The 18,489-nt window shown below is 63.4% G+C and carries 21 protein-coding genes and 1 tRNA gene; 15 read left to right on the plus strand and 7 right to left on the minus strand.

Translation table 11 applies throughout. The annotated features are described in order from the left end of the window. Positions 1-226 precede the first annotated feature (226 nt). Both HWN72_RS07585 and HWN72_RS07590 read left to right on the plus strand, forming a co-directional pair. Positions 227-973, plus strand: a complete 747-nt coding sequence (locus HWN72_RS07585) for an SDR family NAD(P)-dependent oxidoreductase (protein WP_211150002.1) — start codon at positions 227-229, stop codon at positions 971-973. A gap of 33 nt (positions 974-1,006) precedes the next feature. Then, positions 1,007-1,777, plus strand: a complete 771-nt coding sequence (locus HWN72_RS07590) for an enoyl-CoA hydratase/isomerase family protein (RefSeq protein ID WP_036530533.1) — start codon at positions 1,007-1,009, stop codon at positions 1,775-1,777. Between the two features lie 587 nt (positions 1,778-2,364). Here HWN72_RS07590 and HWN72_RS07595 read toward each other — a convergent pair. Continuing rightward, positions 2,365-3,096, minus strand: a complete 732-nt coding sequence (locus tag HWN72_RS07595; protein ID WP_008833605.1) for an SDR family oxidoreductase — start codon at positions 3,094-3,096, stop codon at positions 2,365-2,367. Positions 3,097-3,286: 190 nt separating this feature from the next. Between HWN72_RS07595 and HWN72_RS07600 the strand changes: the two genes are divergently transcribed. After that, complete coding sequence (locus HWN72_RS07600; RefSeq protein WP_036530536.1) at positions 3,287-4,183, plus strand: AraC family transcriptional regulator; 897 nt, start codon at positions 3,287-3,289, stop codon at positions 4,181-4,183. An 801-nt stretch (positions 4,184-4,984) separates the two neighbouring features. Here HWN72_RS07600 and HWN72_RS07605 read toward each other — a convergent pair. The 3 genes from HWN72_RS07605 to HWN72_RS07615 all read right to left on the minus strand — a co-directional run bounded on the left by HWN72_RS07605 (position 4,985) and on the right by HWN72_RS07615 (position 8,497). Then, entirely contained in the window at positions 4,985-6,724 is a 1,740-nt protein-coding gene (locus tag HWN72_RS07605) for a flotillin family protein (RefSeq protein WP_211150003.1), read from the minus strand. Positions 6,725-6,763: 39 nt separating this feature from the next. Beyond that, on the minus strand, positions 6,764-7,417 hold the full coding sequence (locus HWN72_RS07610) for an OB-fold-containig protein (protein ID WP_309141556.1): 654 nt from the start codon (positions 7,415-7,417) through the stop codon (positions 6,764-6,766). A gap of 597 nt (positions 7,418-8,014) precedes the next feature. Further along, positions 8,015-8,497, minus strand: a complete 483-nt coding sequence (locus tag HWN72_RS07615; protein WP_069707721.1) for a hypothetical protein — start codon at positions 8,495-8,497, stop codon at positions 8,015-8,017. Between the two features lie 126 nt (positions 8,498-8,623). On the opposite strand from HWN72_RS07615, the gene HWN72_RS07620 reads away from it, so the two are divergent. Both HWN72_RS07620 and HWN72_RS07625 read left to right on the plus strand, forming a co-directional pair. Continuing rightward, positions 8,624-8,860 carry a hypothetical protein gene (locus tag HWN72_RS07620; protein WP_211150004.1) on the plus strand — a complete coding sequence of 79 codons (237 nt, stop codon included), beginning with the start codon at positions 8,624-8,626 and terminating at the stop codon, positions 8,858-8,860. A 289-nt stretch (positions 8,861-9,149) separates the two neighbouring features. Then, complete coding sequence (locus tag HWN72_RS07625) at positions 9,150-9,794, plus strand: YoaK family protein (protein ID WP_211150005.1); 645 nt, start codon at positions 9,150-9,152, stop codon at positions 9,792-9,794. Between the two features lie 37 nt (positions 9,795-9,831). Here the strand turns inward: HWN72_RS07625 and HWN72_RS07630 are convergent, their stop codons facing one another. Further along, positions 9,832-10,317: a hypothetical protein gene (locus HWN72_RS07630; protein ID WP_036530546.1), complete on the minus strand. Its 486-nt coding sequence runs from the start codon at positions 10,315-10,317 to the stop codon at positions 9,832-9,834. Positions 10,318-10,398: 81 nt separating this feature from the next. On the opposite strand from HWN72_RS07630, the gene HWN72_RS07635 reads away from it, so the two are divergent. The 5 genes from HWN72_RS07635 (at position 10,399) to HWN72_RS07655 (ending at position 12,829) form a co-directional block, all read left to right on the plus strand. Next, positions 10,399-10,737, plus strand: a complete 339-nt coding sequence (locus tag HWN72_RS07635) for a hypothetical protein (RefSeq protein ID WP_375154517.1) — start codon at positions 10,399-10,401, stop codon at positions 10,735-10,737. A gap of 150 nt (positions 10,738-10,887) precedes the next feature. Next, the gene (locus HWN72_RS07640; RefSeq protein ID WP_309141557.1) at positions 10,888-11,142 is read left to right on the plus strand and encodes a type II toxin-antitoxin system RelE/ParE family toxin; all 255 of its coding nucleotides are present in this window, start codon (positions 10,888-10,890) and stop codon (positions 11,140-11,142) included. A 24-nt stretch (positions 11,143-11,166) separates the two neighbouring features. Next, positions 11,167-11,475 carry a HigA family addiction module antitoxin gene (locus HWN72_RS07645; protein ID WP_036530547.1) on the plus strand — a complete coding sequence of 103 codons (309 nt, stop codon included), beginning with the start codon at positions 11,167-11,169 and terminating at the stop codon, positions 11,473-11,475. 508 nt (positions 11,476-11,983) lie between these two features. Beyond that, complete coding sequence (locus HWN72_RS07650; protein WP_211150006.1) at positions 11,984-12,184, plus strand: hypothetical protein; 201 nt, start codon at positions 11,984-11,986, stop codon at positions 12,182-12,184. Positions 12,185-12,529: 345 nt separating this feature from the next. After that, positions 12,530-12,829, plus strand: coding sequence for a hypothetical protein (locus HWN72_RS07655; protein WP_231958162.1), 300 nt, complete (start codon positions 12,530-12,532; stop codon positions 12,827-12,829). Positions 12,830-13,041: 212 nt separating this feature from the next. On the opposite strand, the gene HWN72_RS07660 is transcribed toward HWN72_RS07655, so the two are convergent. Then, a complete protein-coding gene (locus HWN72_RS07660; RefSeq protein WP_036530551.1) occupies positions 13,042-13,224 on the minus strand; it encodes a helix-turn-helix domain-containing protein in 183 nt (60 codons plus the stop codon). Between the two features lie 144 nt (positions 13,225-13,368). Continuing rightward, positions 13,369-13,458 (minus strand) — tRNA-Ser (locus HWN72_RS07665). Between the two features lie 173 nt (positions 13,459-13,631). On the opposite strand from HWN72_RS07665, the gene HWN72_RS07670 reads away from it, so the two are divergent. The 5 genes from HWN72_RS07670 to HWN72_RS07690 are packed head-to-tail and all read left to right on the plus strand — an operon-like array spanning position 13,632 to position 18,450. Then, positions 13,632-14,639: a lytic transglycosylase domain-containing protein gene (locus HWN72_RS07670; protein ID WP_155986481.1), complete on the plus strand. Its 1,008-nt coding sequence runs from the start codon at positions 13,632-13,634 to the stop codon at positions 14,637-14,639. Continuing rightward, positions 14,623-15,624 carry an SPOR domain-containing protein gene (locus HWN72_RS07675; RefSeq protein ID WP_211150007.1) on the plus strand — a complete coding sequence of 334 codons (1,002 nt, stop codon included), beginning with the start codon at positions 14,623-14,625 and terminating at the stop codon, positions 15,622-15,624. Before HWN72_RS07670 ends, HWN72_RS07675 begins: the two co-directional genes overlap by 17 nt. Before the next feature lie 59 nt (positions 15,625-15,683). Then, the gene (locus HWN72_RS07680; protein ID WP_008828664.1) at positions 15,684-16,841 is read left to right on the plus strand and encodes a D-alanyl-D-alanine carboxypeptidase family protein; all 1,158 of its coding nucleotides are present in this window, start codon (positions 15,684-15,686) and stop codon (positions 16,839-16,841) included. After that, on the plus strand, positions 16,838-17,479 hold the full coding sequence (tmk, locus tag HWN72_RS07685; protein ID WP_036524790.1) for a dTMP kinase: 642 nt from the start codon (positions 16,838-16,840) through the stop codon (positions 17,477-17,479). The genes HWN72_RS07680 and tmk overlap by 4 nt, the downstream gene beginning before the upstream one ends. Beyond that, positions 17,476-18,450 carry a DNA polymerase III subunit delta' gene (locus tag HWN72_RS07690; protein WP_036524788.1) on the plus strand — a complete coding sequence of 325 codons (975 nt, stop codon included), beginning with the start codon at positions 17,476-17,478 and terminating at the stop codon, positions 18,448-18,450. The genes tmk and HWN72_RS07690 overlap by 4 nt, the downstream gene beginning before the upstream one ends. The last annotated feature ends 39 nt before the right edge of the window (positions 18,451-18,489 follow it).

Genomic DNA, 18,489 nt, shown 5'->3' on the forward strand with positions numbered 1-18,489 from the left:
AATAACCATTAGTCTTCGGTCAAGCGGAAATTTGGAAAGGCTTTTGCGCGGACGAATTTGTCAGTATTTTGCGAAGCGAACGTGAAAATCACCGGTAAATCGCTGATTTTTGGCGGACAGGATTTCCGCCATCCGCGAGCGACCATGATTGCCATGGGCTTGACAACCTGTTGTCTGCCAAATCAATAATAGGCTGATATTCGACAACTCGCATGGGAGAATGCAAATGGCGCGACTCGCTGGCAAAGTGGCCATCATCACGGGCGCAGGACGGGGCATGGGCGCCTCAGATGCCCGGCTTTTCGCCGAGCAGGGGGCCAAGGTGGTGCTCACCGACCTGAACGCAGCGGCGGGACAGGCACTGGCGGACGAGATCGGCGCCGCTGCCGTCTTCGTGAAGCACGACGTGACCAGGCTGGCCGAATGGCCGGCGGTGGTGGACGCGGCCGTCACGAACTTCGGCGGCGTCGATATCCTGGTCAACAACGCCGGTATCCTCGGCCCGCTCGCCGATACCAGGGACTTGACCGAGGAAGACTATCACCTCGTCTGCGCGGTGAACCAGCATTCGGTGTTCCTGGGCATGAAGTCGGTGCTGCCGGCGATGCTCAAGCGGGGCGGCGGCTCGATCGTGAACATTTCCTCGATCGCGGGAATGGCGGCCAACTACGGTTTCCCCAGCCTTGCCTACGTAGCCAGCAAGTTCGCGGTACGGGGCATGACCAAGGCGACCGCGATGGAGTTCGGCAAGCACAACATCCGCGTGAACTCGGTCCATCCCGGCTTCATCCAGACCCCGATGATGGTCGAGGCGACGGACGAAGTGGGCGGCGAGGCGCTGGCGCAGATTCCGCTGGGCCGTATCGCCGACCCGCGGGAGGTTTCGAACCTGGTGCTGTTCCTCGCCTCGGACGAATCTTCCTACATCACCGGCGCCGAACATCTCGTCGATGCCGGCATGCTCGCGCACTGAGCGTCATGACCGGGAGCGGGAGAGGGGGCGGCGATGGCGCAAGTCGAACTGTTCATTGAAGGCCGCACGGCGCGCGTCCATCTCAATCGCCCCGAAGCCCGCAACGCGCTGACGTTCGGGATGGATGTCCTGCTCTCGCAGTTCTGGCGGCAGGTGGACGAGGATCCGGAGATCTGGACGGTCGTGCTGACGGCGCAAGGCGACGAGGCGTTCTGCATCGGCGCGGACATGTCCGAAGCCAGACCGGCGGCGCCGCGCCTGGCCGTTGGCGGCGGCCTGACCGGCATCGGCGGGCCGCTCGTCCCCCTGAGCAAGCCGCTGGTCGCGGCCGCACAGGGTTTCTGCATCGGCGCGGGGTTCGAACTGGCGATGTGCGCCGACGTCATAGTCGCTGCGGAGAATGCGCAGTTCGGCCTGCCGGAAACCCGCCGGGGCATCATCGGCGAATGCGGCGTGGTGCATCGGGCTGTGCGCAGGTTGCCGCATCATGTGGCGATGGCGATGATCCTCACCGGGGAGCGGATCGATGCCAGGGCGGCAGAACGCTTCGGGCTCGTCAATCAACTGGTTCCGCTTGCCGGGTTGTCCGAGGCGGCAATGGATTGGGCCGCGAGGATCAACAAGGCCTCTCCGCTGGCGAACCGGGCCGCCAAGGCCGCCGTCGCGCGAGGGTTGGCGCTCCCGCTCGAGGCGGCGCTGAGCAGCCGCTTCGAGGAGATCGAGCGTTACGCGGGCAGCGACGATGCGCGCGAGCGCGACGCCGCTATCGTGCAAGGGCGAAGACCTGTTTGGACTGGCCGTTGATCGGTTAGAACAAGAGAGAAATTCCGGATTGGCGGTTCACCGAAGGTACCTGATCAGAAAGCACGTTAGCAACAGGGGAAAATGTTCGAGCAAGTGACACTTGAACGAATGTACAGTGTCGGGAACATCACTTCTACTTGCGCGAACGAATAGTCTAAAGTGCTTCACCGCTCAGCAGTGGCCAAGCAAACTATTGACTGACTATAGTATGGGCCGCCGTTCATGGTTGTGCGCTATAAAGGCTTCATTTGGACGGCAGCCGACGCGGCGTGAATGTCAGTTATTCCCACGACCCAACCTCGAACCGGACTTTCGCCTCGGCCCGTCTTGAGTGTCCAAGAAGTGAAAGCGGACCGGCCGCAGGTTGGAACGATAATTTCGACGCTGAACGGCCGGCATGGGTCGGTTCGGGCAAGGGCGAGCGCCGGATCGAGCGCCATTTTGAGCAGTCGGCTTTGTATTAATAATTCGAGAGGTTGCACCGTTTGGCCGCCTTTATCCTCTATAGGCTTCGAGAAATTCATGAGAGCGCAGGGCTTTGGCTGCTGGCGGGTTATTGGGGCAATATGCGAATGCCCCCATCATCGTCAGATTGTTGAGCGGACCGGCCGGACGATCAGCGTATTAACGTCCACATCCGCCGGCTGCTCCACCGCATAGGCGATGGCGCGCGCGATCGCGTCCGGGGTGAGCGCGATGGAGCGGAAATCGACCATGGCCTGCGCCGCGACCGGATCGGTGATCGTGTGGGCCAGTTCCGATTCCACGACGCCCGGCGCGATGATGGTGACGCGAATGTCGTCATGCTCCATGCGCAGCGCCTCCGAGATGGCGCGCACTGCATATTTTGTCGCGCTGTAGACGCCGCAGGTCGGCCACACGGCATAGCCGCCGATAGAAGAAACGTTGACGAACTGGCCGCTGCCCTGGCCCTTGAAGCGAGGGAGGGCGGCGGCAATGCCGTGCAGGACACCGCGGATGTTGACGTCGATCATACGGTCCCATTCATCAACCTTCAGGCTGTCGAAGCGCGACAGCGGCATCAGCCCCGCATTGTTGACCAGCACATCAACGCGGCCGTATTCGGCCTCGGTCGCGGCGATGAACGCCTCGAAATCGCTGCGGTCCGTGACGTCGAGCGACCGGAAGGCGATTGTGCCTCCCGCTGCGTTCAGTTCCTCCGCCAGCGCTGCGAGCCGGTCGGTGCGGCGTGCGCCCAGCATCAGCTTCGCGCCGCGCGCCGCCAGGAGCCGCGCCGTGCCTTCGCCGATGCCGCTGCTGGCGCCGGTAATCGCGATGACCTTGTCCTCTATAGCCATGTATAGTCACTCCTGTTCAGACGGACCGAACCATAGATCCGATGCCCCTTAGATGGCGCTATCTGGTCGTGAGGAGGTAGAACGGTCATCCGGGATGATTGCACGATATTCCAGATTTATAGCGCTGCGCTGGATCGGTCTCTATCAGCCGTGTAGGCTGATCATACCGATTGCTTTGAGAGAGACGCTGATGGCGCATCAAGAACTGGCTCAGCAGATTGCCCGATACGCCGAGCGAGACGGCATCATCGAGACGCCCATCGCTCGGCTCACGCTGGTCCGCTCGGGCCGGGGTGGCGAGCCGGTGCATATGGTGCAGCGTCCGGCGCTGTGCATCATCGCGCAGGGCAGCAAGCGCGTGCTGCTGGGCGATGCGGTGATCGACTATGGCCCTGCCAGCTATCTCGTCGCCTCACTCGATCTGCCCATCACAGGCGCTGTGACGCAGGCGAGCGCGGACGCGCCTTATCTCTGCTTCTGCCTCTATCTCGACCCCGCCCTGTTGTCGGAGATCGCGTTAACCCTGCCGCCTCTGCCGGCGGGCACGGAGGAGAGGGGTGGGATGACGCTGCACCCGATGACACCTGAACTGATTGACGCGGCGACGCGGTTGACGGCGCTGCTCGGCGATCCGGCGAACGCGCCGCTGCTCGCGCCGCTCATCGAGCGGGAATTGCTGGTGCGGCTGATGACCGGGCCGGGCGCGGGCATCCTGCGCGCGATAGCTAGCGGCGAAAGCCGCACCAGCCAGCTGGCCAAAGCGATCGCCTGGCTCAAGACCCATTTCCGCGAACCATTCAGCGGACCACACCTTGCCGCCCTTGCCGGCATGAGCCTGTCGAGCTTCCATGATCATTTTCGCCGGGCCACCGCCATGACTCCGCTGCAATATCAAAAACGGTTGCGGTTGCAGGAAGCGCGGGCGCTGATGTTGGCCGACCGCCTTGATGCGGCAGAGGCGGGCTTCCGAGTTGGCTATGACAGTCCCTCCCAGTTCAGCCGCGAATATCGTCGCCTCTTCGGCGCCCCACCTGTCCGCGACGTGGGGCGGTTAAGGGCAATGCCGCAGAGGGCCATGGCGATTTGAGGGCGAGGCGTAGTTCGGTCCGATGCGGGGCGACGATACTTGCCCAGCTGTGATCCGCTTCGTTACAGGGGCAATGACGCGGTTGGAGAGCGCCAAAGACTGGATCGACAGCACTCGCTGCTCGTCGTCGCCTGCAACATAGGGTTCGCTCTCCGATATGCGCCCCCCTCGGGCGAACGTAACGGACCACTTCACCGTGAGATGCCCATCGCTCAAGGTAAAACTGCGGGAGGTAGTGGTGGTTGCGGGGGATGCTCATGGAAGCCCGGTCGTAAAATACTCTGACCTGAAAGAAGCAATTCTGTCGCCCACATTCCTAGCGCAGAGCGCCGTCGAGTCAGTTTCATCAACGGCAAACGGCTCAAACATCCCCCGGGATAGGCCGCCCAAGATATGAGGTCTCGCCCCGCCTGCGAGCCTCCCAAGCGTTCGTGCGCTCGCGAGCATAAGCCTTCTGCACCCGGACCTTGCTGATGCCGTACCTGGCCGCCAATTCGCCGAACGTCGCGCCATCGACCACAGCGACATAGATCGCAGCATTCCGTTCGTGCTCAGGGCTCAAGTTTCCGGCGGTCATCAACGTTCTCCAATGGATGGGGCGAATCGAACCCGAGCCCGACTCGGCTATCTAATCGACGCCGCTCCTCAATGAGACTCCGCTCTTGTCGCCCAGCTATCGCTAATCCCCCGCCGCCGAAGCGATGGAGCGTCACTTCTACGAAATCGTCTCGACCGCACCGTTGCCGGTCAGATGTCGGGGACCGATGCGGGAGCCGGGCTGGGGCCGGCTCCCTGTAAGATTCAGGCTACGTCCGGCTCGGGATTGGCAGGCGCCGGAGTGGGGCCGGCGCCAGGCGCAGCAACAGCGGGGGCGTGCGCCGCTTCCGCTACGCCGCTGGCGGCCAACATACCGTTCAGCGAACCGCCGTTCATGCCCAGCTCGGTCATGAGGCTATCAATCAGCGGGCCGCCCACGCGATAGCGCATGGCGGCGGAGACGGCCGCGTCGGCAAGGTTCTCGTTCGCGGCAGGGCCACCACGCTCCCCGGTGGCGGCATCGCCGTGCAGGCCCCGGGCATCGAGGATGCTGATCCTGTCGATGTTTTCCATCGGCTTGCTGGCCGCCGCGATGATCGCGGGCAGGGCTTCCAGCACGGCCTTGCGGACGAGCAGCGCGGTCTGCGCTTCGTTGAGCAGGTTGGTCGCCTCGTTGATCGCAGCCTGGCCGGCGGCATCGACGGCGAAGGCGGCTTCGCGGCCCTGAGCACGGACCTTCTCGGCGTCGGCCTCGGCGGTAGCTTCGGTGCGCAGGGCGCTGGCGCGGGCTTCGGCGGCTTCCTTTTCGGCCGTGGCGGCGACGGTGATGCCCACCGCCTCTTCCTGCGCGCGCTGGGTGGCGGCGATGACCGCCACGTTCTTATTACGGTTGGCGATTTCGGTGGCCTTGGCCGTCGCCACGCTTTCCTCGGCCCGGACGGCGAGCGCGCGCGCCTCGTTGGCGGCGGCAGTCGCGGTCGATTCCTCCTCGGACTTCTGCGCGGTCTGCACCGCAGTAGTGATGCGGGCGATCTCGATGGTACGGTCCCGCTCGATGGTAGCGGTCTGGATCGCGCCGTCGCGCGCGATCGTGGCGGTCTGGATGATCTTGTCCGCCTCGGTCTGGGCCACTGTCTGCGCCTGGCTGGCGGTAATCCGCGCGATCTCGGCAAGGCGCGTCTGCTCGGCTTCGGCGGTGGCAATCGCGGTCGCCTGCTCGGCACGGCGGGCGGAAAGCGTCTGCTCCTGCGTCAGCCGCGCCTGCTCGGCCGCCTGGGCGATCTCCAGCGATTGGTTGTTCGCCTCCAGGTTGCGCTGCTCGATCTCGACACGGTTGGTGGCGACGATGTCGTTGCGGATCTTCTTGCGTTCCTCGATCGTGCGGGTGAGCACGGTCAGGCCCTCAGCATCGAAGGCATTGTTTTCGTTGAAGTGTTCGAACGCAGTCTGGTCGAAATGCGTGATGCTGACCGATTCGAGCTGGAAGCCGTTCATGTCCAGGTCGGTCATCAGCGCTTCCTGCACCTTCTGGATGAAGTCGGCGCGGTTGGCGTGCAGGTGCTCCATGGTCATCGTAGCGGCGACCGAGCGGAGAGCGGAGACCAGCTTTCCATCGAGCAGCGACTTCACCGCATCGGGGCTGTTCACCGAATCGCCCAGCGTTTGCGCGGCGGCGGCAATCGACTGGGCATCGGGCTTCACCTTGATATGGAACAGGCCGATCACATCGACGCTCAGCTTGTCGAGCGTGATGAGCGCGTCCTTGTTGAGACGCGAGACTTCCAGCTTCACTGTGGTCAGGCGCACCTGCATCAGTTCGTGCAGCACCGGGATCACCATGATGCCGCCGTTCAGCACCACCTTTTCCCCGCCGAAACCGGTGCGGATCAGCGCCACGTCCTTGGTCGCGCGGCGATAGAGGCGTGTCAGGATGATGCCGATCACGATGAGCGCCAGCAGCACGATGCCGGCATAGATCAGGACGTTGAGTAGCGAATCAGGCACGTTGGACCCTTCCCCAGTTTGCTGCGCGACCGCCGTGCATCAGGGCAGTCGCAAGGACGCAGGCCGATCGGGCACTGCGAAGAAAACTTGCCCCTCGCGCCGGACCAGCAGCGCAGTTTCACCCGAGGAGATGGCATCAGCATCGTCGTGCGGCTCCACCATCACGAAGTGGGCTTGGCCGTGGCGGTCCACCACCTTGGCGCGAGCCGGGGCGCCGCGACGGGCGGTGCCTTCGAGGATGGTGCCGCGCTGCCGCAGCAAATCGTCGGTGGAGATCACCGTCGTCTCGAAACCTGGCAGGATGCGCGCCAGGCCGTTGGCGGCGAAGGTGTTGAGCGCGGCGCCGGCAACCAGAGCGCCGCCTGAGGCCCCCGGCCAGGGCAGCGGGGCGCCGCCGATCGCGGTCATGCCCTGTTGCAGCGCGATGCCGGCCAGCGTGAAGCAGCCGAGCAGCGAGGTGAGCCAGATCAGGATCGGCAACTCGCCGCCCAGGCCCAGCCAGCTGAGCATCCCGCCATCGCCGTCCCCGCTGAAATCGCCGTCGAGATCGAACTGGCCAAGGCCCAGTCCGATGGCTTCGATCAGACCGATACCGATCATCAGCACGAAGGAGAACGCGAAAGGGAGGTAGGCTGGCGTCAGCATCTGCGAGAACATCACGCGCAGGCTATCATGAGGAAATGCGCCTGTCATGTTGAACAGGCAGGAAAAAGTACGATAATCGCGAGGTGATGGCAGCCTATTTCCATGTCACGCCGATGAAATTGTTGCGCAGAACATGGTTTCCTGCACGTTGAGCCTATTTCTTGCCAGACTGGTACGCGAAGACTTGGTGCTCGGCCGTTTAACGGTCCGCCCCGCTTGGGGACGGCGTGCGGCGGTTGTGCCAGCGCTGGGCAGGTTTCGAGGCCGTAGTAGAGCGCTACCGATGCCAGCCAGCCCAGTGCAGCAAGGTGTCCACGACGTGCTCTAGTTGTTCGGGCGGATCCAGCCCAAGCATCATGCAGCTACCTAATCACAGCCGCCACCGTCACCCCCTCCGTCGGAGCCGTCGCAGGAAGAACCACCGTCAGACCATGCCAAGTCGCCTCCATCACCGGAGGAGCCAGCCCCATCGCCTCGATGCGCCCCTCTAAATAAACGGGATTTGGCGATTGCCGAGCCGAAAGCACCGCCGAGAACGGCGAAGGTCAAGGCCGCAAGGGCCGAATGGAACATCTTGAAGCCAAACCATCCGCCGATCGCACCGCCGAGTATACATGGAAGCATCTCTGTCCTCCTCGTGACGCGTCAGAACGCTCGGCGCTCGGTGGCTGGATCATACTTCTGGCATCGCCCGGTAAAGTCCCCGGCCTTGCCTGAGATGCTTATCATCCCGGAGTAGCGATCCACGCGCAACTTGGGGTTGTTGAGGGCGTTCACTGCCACCGACGCTGTGATCTCCCGATCGCTGATCTCAATATCCTTCAATTTGAACCAGCCATTCTCGCCGCCCCGGATGGGAGGCAGCATCGATCGGGGCATTCGAACACGACCTTCAGCGCCTTCAATCCAGAGGTTCACCTGATCTTCGAAGCCGACAGACCGGGTGCCCAGGACATTCGCGCCAGCTGAGTTGCCGTGATTATCCCATGCATTGACGGTAGCCTGATCGACCTTGTTCGCGGCGCCACCTCCCATGCAGGCAAGTTCCAGGCGGTTGCCGGAAGCTTCTTGTGCAAGCGATGGCATGGACGCCGTCAAGGCAAGCGCGAATGCAAGAATGCGAATCATAAGTCCCCCCGGATCGGTGTCCCATCAATGCACGAGAAGCACTTCTAAATAGTTCGCCTCGATTGTCTGCGGTCCTCAGAGGTCCGCCTTGCAAGCTTTTAACTGGCCCGGGATTCTTACGAGCGCATGGTCTTCGTCACCACCAGGAGGAGAGGCCAGATGAAGAACCAGTCGTTCCGGGAAATTACCGAAGACGACATCGCGGCAGCGCTTGACGGAGCCTCTTTCGAAGGCTGGCCTGCTGATGAAAGCGAACTGCTCGAATTGGTCAACATCGTCATGGACAGCGCGCAGGCAGCAGAGCTTGGCCAGTTGATCGGCGCCGCCCATGAGCCTTACCGCTTCCTCGCACGGGCCAGGTAGGCGCGGCGATCCCCTGCAAGTCGCCACGCCGTGCGCGCTAATGGTCGATCTCATCCGAATGACTACGCACTTATGCACATTGTGAGCCCGTTTGCGGCGAGCGGAGCCAGAGCACTCGATTGCGGGCCTGCTTAGGGCTTGTGGCGTTGGAAGCCCTTGCCGGGGTGCGATTGCATATGGTTCAATATCCCCGCGTCCGTTGCGGGGCGGAGGCAAGGTGAAAGGTAAAGCGACATGACGGGTGACTTGCCGAAGTTTCAGAAGCACTGACTGAGCCGCTCAGCCGACGATGATCGCCTATGAGAAGCGGTTCTGGGTGTTGGCGGCAATGCTCGCGGCCTTGGCTGGCTTCGTTGACGCAATCGGGTTCATCAGCCTCGGCGGCTTTTTCGTATCCTTCATGAGCGGCAATTCCACTCGCGTCGCGGTCGGGCTGGTTCGGGATATACCGGCAGCATTCATTGCCGGATCTTTGGTCTTGTCGTTCGTCTTCGGCGTGATCGCAGGAACGTGCGTCGCTTCCCGCGCCACCCGGCACCGAAAACCCGCAGTGCTGGCGCTCGTGACAGTGCTTCTCACCGCAGCAGCATCGTTGAGCGAAGTGACTTCCCACCTGCCGGCCGCGATGGTTCTCGCGGCGGCTATGGGCGCGGAGAATGCCGTCTTCCAGCGCAACGGCGAAGTTTCGATCGGGGTGACCTACATGACTGGTGCCTTGGTCAAGCTGGGGCAGCATATCGCTGCGGCTCTCATGGGCGGCCCGAAGTGGAATTGGGCACCTTACCTGATCTTGTGGGCATCCTTGGTTTGCGGGGCTTGGGGCGCCTCCACCTTCATCCGGGCCGGTAACGTCGCGATCTGGATGGCCGTGGTCGCAGCCGCATCAATGACCGCATATGCTGCTATGGCAGGCCCATCGAAGCGCGCACCATAGGGTTGCCGGGCAGGTGCGCGCGATCATCCCGGAATCCTCAATAGGCATCCTCGGGGACTTTAAGGCATTCCGCTACCCGCTCGACGATGGGGGCGTACTTGGCTGCGAGGCTTTCAGGATAGCGGAACCGGAGCGCTATCAACCGATCGCCCACTCGGACGGCCTTCGTGTAGAGGGCTTGGTCAACCCGCGTCCCGGAAACGACAAACCAGTTCTCACCCCGTGCAATCAGGGCGACATGGGTCAGCCTTTCCTGCTCGATCCGTAACGGTTCGGCCAACGTTTCGCGGGTGTAGTCGATGCTCCCGGCGATCAACTGTGCGCTGTCTCTCGATTCCAATGCGATCGCGTGACCCGTGTCCGATACCCTACGCTGCTGGAACACGTCGGCCGGGTAGCAGATCGAGAAAGGGAAAGGTTCGCTTTGCCAGACCGCCCATTCGGCAGCTTTGGCTAAGGCCGGGAGCTGACCTGCAGTCAGCGCCAGAAAGAGCGGCGACATCGCTTGAAACAGGTTCTTCACTCATCGATCTCCAGTATCCGGACATAGCGCTCGAGCAGTCGCGCCCGGTCGGGCACGCCCGCAATCGGTGAGATCACTGAAGTGCGCAACAAGGGCATGTGGGGCAAGTCTGGTTACATCGGCGCGCGTGTCGTCTCGCTCAACCTCAACGGTCGCAATGTGCGCCTGTCCGGCACGTTCGATGACAAGGGCGTCACCGGCACGGGCGGCGTCGTGGCACCCATCGCGCTCGTTCCGATCGCAGGCTTTCTCACCACCGGCACCAGCGCGTTCATCGCCAGTGGATCGTCCGTAAAGGGCTTCCTGGATGAGGATCTCGCGTTTCAGGCCGTCCAGCCTCAGGTGATTTCGGTGCCCACAGCGGTTCCGGCCGTGGCGCCTGCCCCTGCGGTGCTGACGACGGCCTCGGTCACTAAGTAAGGCCGCAGGTTTCGCTTCCCTCGCAGTTTACGGCTGCGGGGGACAGTTGCTGCTTCTGTCTCGATCGAGGCCGCCCGGCCAAGCCTTCTCACTGGAACGTGCGTCAAGCCTAACTTGACACGTGAAGTTGCTTCAACCATATCGTGAAGCGTGGAGATCGAGAGCATCACCGATAAGGCGCTGCGCCGTTTCGTGGAAACGGGTTCGACCAAAGGCCTTATCGGAGACGCCAATCGGCTCCGCAAGATGATTGCCTTCATCGACGCGGCCGGATCTCTGGATGAGCTTGCGATACCGCCGAACTATGGCCTGCACAGGCTGACGGGGGATCGCGACGGAACCTGGTCGATGGCCGTGACGAAGAACTGGCGCCTGAACCTTCCAGATCACGGGAGGGGGCGCTGACCGATATGGATTTGGAGGACTATCATGGCGATTAAGCTGCATCCGTCGATCCACGTCCATGCCGGGGAGTGGCTCAAGTCCGAGATCGTGCAGCCTTACGGCCTGACGGTTAAGGCTCTGGCCGAACATTTCGGCGTCTCGCGTCAAGCATTGAGCACGTTGTTCAACGGGCATTCCGCTCTGACGGCAGAGATGGCTATCCGTTTCGAGAAGGCGTTTGGGGTGAAGGCCGATACCCTGATGCGCATGCAGACTGCTTTCGATCTGGCGCAAGCTCGTGCGCACGAGGGTGACATCGCAGTCGGCAAGCTGGAACTGACTCGCGCGGCTTGAGAGGCCGATACAGCCTGCGTTCCGGCATCTAAGGTATATGAAGCGCTGGCCTAATGCTGAGCCCACATGCAAGGTCGTTCGCATCCGTCCCGGTTTCGGCAGCGCTCACGCATGAATCCAGTAGACAGAAGCATGAAAGCGCCGAATAGCCGGGCAGGAGGGAGAGTAAGCGACGGCGTCTACCTCGGCGCCGAACGTTTTATTTCCCTGTCTTTATGCGCCGAAGTGAAGTAGATGCCTGCCATCAAGAGAAGGCGTAGTCCGTGTCTTCCCAGGTACAGCGTTTAACGCGCCCGCCCTTGGGGTGAAGCAGACCTCAACGGGCACCAATCACATCAGCGCAACTTGATCTATGTTGTGCACACCCTCGCGTTTCGGTGCGATCTTCTGTCGTCCTCCCGAGGGACTAGGCATCGTCGATCTCCAGAAGCACGACGATGACGTGGGCGCGATGCTCGATTCCATCGCGCCCATAATCCCTCGGATGTGACGGGGATCGGGGGTGAGCATGCCGCGTTACAACATATTGTCCGTACACCCGGCACGCGATCCTTTGGAGATCGACACGAATGACGTGATTGTCGCGTTGAGCGCTGTTCAGGCCGGCTGGGTCGGCGTCGTCGATATTCTTGAGGACGGTTGCTACATGTTCTCGTGCGATATGACACTGGATCCCGATTGGAAAATCTTCCGGCGGCGTTGGGTGTGAGGTCAGATCAGCCACCTGATTTGCAACTTCATCGGCCTCACCAGCATCTCGGGGACAACCCTTGACGCCGATAAACGATGCCTTCTTGTGGGGCCGAAAAGCGGCACGCGATGGCCTGTCATCGGCCTGCAATCCTTACCGGGGCACTGCCGCACGCGCAGAGTGGGCACGAGGTCATGCTACGGAACGCCATCACGAATGGTGGCTGCGTATGCAGGGGTGGCCCGGCCCACACCGAAGGCCCACTGGCGCAGGATGACCCGATTTACGATGAACCGTTTTTTTCTAGCGATGGATCGAAAATGGGGATGATGCGTTTCTCATGTGAAACCTATCGAGGTAACCATGAACGCATTCAGCAACATCCATGCCTTTCCGGACACTGCTGGGTATAGCCGCTCGCTCTGTGCGGAGATTGAAGCTCTCCATTCCTTGGTGCATGCGGCTTGCCCGCCATCAGCTGTGGTCAGCATCTGCTTTGATGGGCACTTCAACCTGTTCGTGGATGTTCGATCCCTCGAAGAAGCTGCCACGGTAGAGGCAATCCTGCCTGATCTGGCTGGCGGCGCCTTCCGTGACCTTCGCAGATCCGGAACCCCGCACCAGCCTTTTCGCCACCGGGTGACTGCGACCATCGTAGGCTAACTACTCGCCGCCAAGGATTCTCGGAACTTGTTCGACGATTCCCCAGTTCCTTCGGCAAAATATAAAAGCATGCGATCCTGGGCCCGGCCGCGCTTCCACCATCGATTGCCGGTTGGGCCAACCTCTTCCAGACATCCTTGTAAATAATACGGGGCTGGCATTGCCTAGCCTGTGCAACAACCCACCGTTTTACGGGCGCGACACGGTCTGCATCAGACGTCGCGACTGGCTATCTGCCTCTCCATAAAGGCCAGAATGCTGGCAACCGTGATCCGGGTCGAACGGCCGATCTTGAACACTTCAAGTTCGCGAGCCGCAATCAGCTCATACCCCTTTGTACGGCCGATGCTGAGCATGGCGAAGGCTTCCTTAGGTGGCAGTGCGATTGGTTGCATGAATGCCTTGGATCAATGGGAAGAACGACCGCTCCACAGCCGACGAGAATCGGCTGCAAGCAGAGGTAGCAGTTGAGCTATCGGGGAGCTATTATGGGAACAGGCGCATAATCGCCAAATTTTCCCTTATTTATCAATATTTCTTGGCGGACAGGGTGGGATTCGAACCCACGGTGAGCTTGCACCCACGGCGGTTTTCAAGACCGCTGCCTTAAACCACTCGGCCACCTGTCCGCTCAATTGCTGCGCATAGCCCAAAGTGGCGCGGGCGCAAGGGGTTGATGCTCGGTGAAGGGCATCGGGCTTGCGGCGACTGTCCACGACGAGAGGCGGCAGGCCATTTGCAACCGGTTCGCTTTGTGCGAAGTTTCCTCGCGATGACCCCTGTAATAACCCTTGCGGCATTCATGCGATCGCTGCGTCTTCCCGTCTTCGCCGTCGTGCTTGCGCTTCCCGCCGCGCAGGCCTGCGCGCAACCGGAGTCCTTTCCCGATTACTTGCGCACGGTCGCCTCGCATGCCCGATCCCAAAGTGTGAGCGAAGCCGCCATCACCAGCGTGCTGACCGGCCTCACGCCCAACGAGAGGGTCATCGCGCTCGATACCTCGCAGCCCGGCAGCCGCGGGGCGCCGCCGCCACTGGCGCCTTATATCGCGCAGCACGTGGGCAGTTCGATCGTGGCGCGCGGCAAGTCGCGCTATACTTCACTTGCCTCGATCCTGCCGCAGATCGAGCGGCGATATGGCGTGCCCGCGCCGATTCTCTTCGCGATCTGGGGGCATGAGACCAATTTCGGCAGCTACACTGGCGACTTCGACCTCGCACGCTCGCTGGCGACGCTGGCCTGGGAAGGGCGCCGCCGCGAGCTGTTCGAGAGCGAGCTTATCGCCCTGATGAAGATGGTCGACCGGGGCGTGCCGCGGTCGCAGCTCAAGGGCAGCTGGGCAGGGGCCTTCGGGTATCCCCAGTTCCTGCCGAGCGTCTACTTGCGCCTTGCCGTCGATGGCGACGGGGACGGGCGGGCGGATATCTTCTCCAGTTCGGCCGACACGCTGGCCTCGATCGCGAACTATTTCCGCGACGCGGGTTGGCGCACCGGTGAGCCCTGGGGCGTGCGGGCCAGCCTGCCGTCCGGGTTCAACGTAAACGCCTATGCGACGAAGTTGTCGTCGCCGTCATGCGCCGCAGTTCATGCGCGCCATTCGCAGTGGAAGCCGGTTTCGCAATGGCGCGCCCTTGGCGTGGCGCCGCAGGGCGCGATCGGCGGCGATGTCCTCGCCTCGCTGTTCCAGCCCGACGGTCCGGGCACTCCGGCTTATCTGTTAACCGGTAATTATCGGGTGATCCTCCAGTACAACTGCTCGAACTACTACGCCATGTCCGTGGGGTTGCTTGCAGATGAGATTGCCCGTTAACCATGCCCTGCCGCTTGCGGCGCTGATCCTGCTCGGTTCGGGAGGGGCCTTGGCCGCTTCCCGCACTCCGCAGGTCGCTGCTCCTGCTACGGGGCCTGCCGCCGATTATCCGGTCGTCGTCGGCGAACCTTTCACCATCGGCAGCACCGTCTGGACGCCGACCGACCAGCTCAACTACGACGCGGTCGGCGGTGTCATCACCGGCGAAGGCACCGGCGTGACTGCCGCGCACAAGACTTTGCCATTGCCCAGCTATGCGGAGGTGACAGCGCTCGACACCGGCCGCACCATCCTCGTACGGATCGAGAGGCGCGGCCCGATGGTAAACGATGCACTCATCGAACTGTCGGCCGATGCTTCGGCGCAGATCGGTCTCGCTCCCGGCTCCAGGGCGCAAGTGCGGGTACGCCGCGTCAATCCGCCGGAGCAGGAGCGCGCGCTCCTTCGGGCCGGCGGCCGGGCGCCGGAGCGCATGGAAACGCCCGAAGGACTGCTCAAGGTCCTGCGCCGCAAACTGGCGGATCAGTCGCCGCTGGTCCCGCCGCCTTCCACGCCGCCGGCAATGCCTGCGGGAGAACCGCCTGCGATGGTCAAGGCTCCGGCCGCGAAGCCGGTGGCAGCACCGAAGGTGGCCAGGCCCGCATCCGTCGCCCCGACCGTACCGCCCGCCGCCCGCCCGTCGCAAACGGTGCCCCCTTCGCCGCCCAAGGCCCCCGCTCCGAAGCCCGCCGCTCCGGCGGCGAAGCCCAAACCGGAAGCGGCCAAGCCTGCCGAGAAGGGCTCGACTTACGTACAGGTAGCCGCGTTTTCCTCCGAATCCTCGGCTCGCAAGGTCGCCGCGCAACTCGGTGGCAGCGTGTCCCCGGCAGGCAAGTTCTGGCACGTGCGGCTCGGTCCTTACGCGAACCGTGCAAAAGCCGCGCCGGCGCTGGAGAAGGCGAAAGGCGCGGGCTATAGGGATGCCCGAATCCTCGGCGCGGACTGAACCTGAAACGTCTCCCGCGCGCAGCCAGACGCCGACAGGCGCGCGGGAGAAGTCGGGTCTTGAAGTCGTTTTCCAATATCGTGAAGCTGGCCCTGGCCGTAACCATACCGGCGAGTGCCTCGGCCGCCTCCATCCCGGCCCCGCCGCCGCAGGTTGCGCCGATACCGGTAAGTCTGCTGGTCGATCTCGGCTCCGGCCAGGTGTTGGCGCAGAAACATCCCGATACGCCCTTCCTGCCCGCCTCGGTGACCAAGGTGATGACCGCCTACGTCGCCTTCGAGGAAATCGGCGCGGGCCGTCTCCGCATGGACCGCCAGTTCCAGGAGCGCCCCGAGACCGAGAAGGAATGGTTCGCCAAGGGCACCAACATGTACATCACGACCAAGGACAGGCCGACCACGCGCGACCTGCTCCATGGCATCATGACCGCTTCGGCGAACGATGCCGCCGTCGTGCTGGGCGAGGGCTATGCGGGCAGCGTGCAGGGCTGGGCGGCGAAGATGAACGACGCCGCGCGGCGACTCGGCATGACGCGCAGTCACTATAACACTCCCAACGGCTGGATGGACGAGGGCAACACCTACGTCACCGCCAGCGATCTCGTGCGCCTCGCCGACGCCATGATCACGCGCTATCCCGACCTCTACCGCGAGTTCTCGGGCCACAAGCACTGGATCTGGCGCGACGTCCACATGCGCAGCCACGACCCGACGGTGGGCGTCGTGCCCGGCGCGGACGGCATCAAGACTGGATATACCCGCGAGGCTGGCTACAACTTCCTCGGCACGGCCGAGCGTGGGGGGCGCCGCCTCGTCATGGTGCTGGCGGGATCGCCGCTGCCCAAGGTGCGCGACGATGCGGCAAAGGCGCTGCTCGAATGGGGCTTTGCCGCGTGGGACACCCGCCACCTCTTCGACCAGGGCCAGACGATCGCGCAGGCCAAGGTTCAAGGCGGCGACGCCCGCTCGCTGCCGCTCGTCGCCAACCGCGAGGTTCACGCCACCATCCCGCGCGGCACTCAGCCGGGCATCACGCTTGCCGTCCACTACAGCGGACCGATCAAGGCGCCGATCCGCAAGGGCGAGCAGGTCGGCGAACTGGAGATCCGCGTCGCCGGGCTCGCACCGGGCCGCGTGCCGCTCTACGCGGGGCGTGACGTGGGGACTGCCGGATGGCTGGACAGGCTGCTGAACGGGCTTATCAACCTGTTCACATGATGCAGGGTCGATTCATCGCGCTCGAGGGGGGGGAAGGGGCGGGCAAGTCCACGCAGGCCCGCCTGCTGGCCGAAGCCTTGCGTGGGCTTGGCCTGAAGGTGGTCACCACCCGCGAGCCGGGCGGCACTCCGGGGGCAGAGGCGATCCGTGCCCTGCTCCTCGATGGCGTCGAGGGGGACGGCGGCGAAAGCTGGAACCCGCGCGCCGAGGCGCTTTTGTTCGCCGCCGCACGATCCGACCATGTCCACCGCCTGATCCGCCCGGCGCTTGCGCGCGGGGCATGGGTGATCTGCGACCGCTATCTCGATTCGAGCCGCGCTTATCAGGGCGGCGGCGGTGGTCTGTCCGACGCCGACATCGCCTCCCTCCACGCCATCGGCAGCGAGGGGCTACTGCCCGACCTGACGCTGCTGGTGGAAGTCACGCCTGCGGTGGCCGTGCACAGGCTTGCCCTGCGCGACACCGATGGCAGCGACCGCATCGGCGGGCGGGACGCCGCCTATCACGCCCGCGTGGCCAGCGCGTTCTCGGTCTTCGCCGAGGCGGAGCCCGCCCGCTTCGCCCGGATCGACGGCGACGGCGATGCGCAGGCCACCCATGCCCTCGTAATGACGGCGCTGGCACCGCTACTGTCATGACCATGGACAAGCCCTTCATCGGTCAGGACGCCGCGTGGCAGGAATGGCTGGCCGCCATCGCATCCGAGCGCATGCACCATGCTTGGCTACTGAGCGGCGGCAAGGGCCTGGGCAAGCGCGCTTTCGCGCGCGCTGCGGCCGCCGAACTGGTCCGTCAGCCGGGCCACCCGATGCCTGACGTGGAAACGCATCCCGACATCCATATCCTCGACCACCTTCCCGCCAATGACGACGAGGTGAAGAAGAAGGCCGAGGGCAAGCCTTACCAGACCAAGCGCAACATCACCGTCGATCAGGTGCGCGGCATGATCCGCCGCCTCGCGATCAAGCCCACGCTTGGCGATCGCCGCGCCATCGTGATCGACCCGGCCGACGACATGGAGAAGGGCGCCGTCAACGCGCTTCTCAAAGCGTTGGAAGAGCCGCCCGCCGGTACGTATTTCCTTCTCGTCACGCATCAGCCCGGCCGCCTGCTGCCCACCATCCGTTCGCGCTGCCGCGTCCTCCGCTTCGCCGCACTCGGGCCGGAACAACTCGACTCTGTCATCCGCCGCGATGCGCCCCAGGCCGATGCCGCCGCGCGCGCGGCCGCGATCGCTGCCGCGCAAGGGTCGCCCGGCGTGGCGCTCGATATCGTCGAGCACGATCTCGGCGGCATTCACGCGCTGATGATGCGCATCCTGCAGCGCGGCGACCCGGACTTCGCCTTACGCGGTGCACTGGCCGAAGAGATGGGCGGCAGACCGGCACGCGACCGTCAGTTGGCAGCGCTTGAGCTTGCCCGCGCCGTCCTCGTCCAGCAGCTTCGCGATGCCCCGCGTCGACGCCAGCTCGGAATTATCGAAGCCTATGGCGCCTTGACGACGCTGGCGACGCAGGCTCCGACCTACAATTTCGATGCCGGGCTCCTCATAATGGAAATTGGCGGGTTGCTGGCCTCGGCCGCGATGCCTAGAGAAGCGGCACGTTAGCGCGTTCGCAGGACTCCTGAGTGAAGTTCAGAACGCACT

It is taken from the genome of Novosphingobium sp. HR1a (assembly GCF_015594425.1).
In the GTDB taxonomy this organism is placed as follows: Bacteria; Pseudomonadota; Alphaproteobacteria; order Sphingomonadales; family Sphingomonadaceae; genus Novosphingobium; species Novosphingobium resinovorum_A.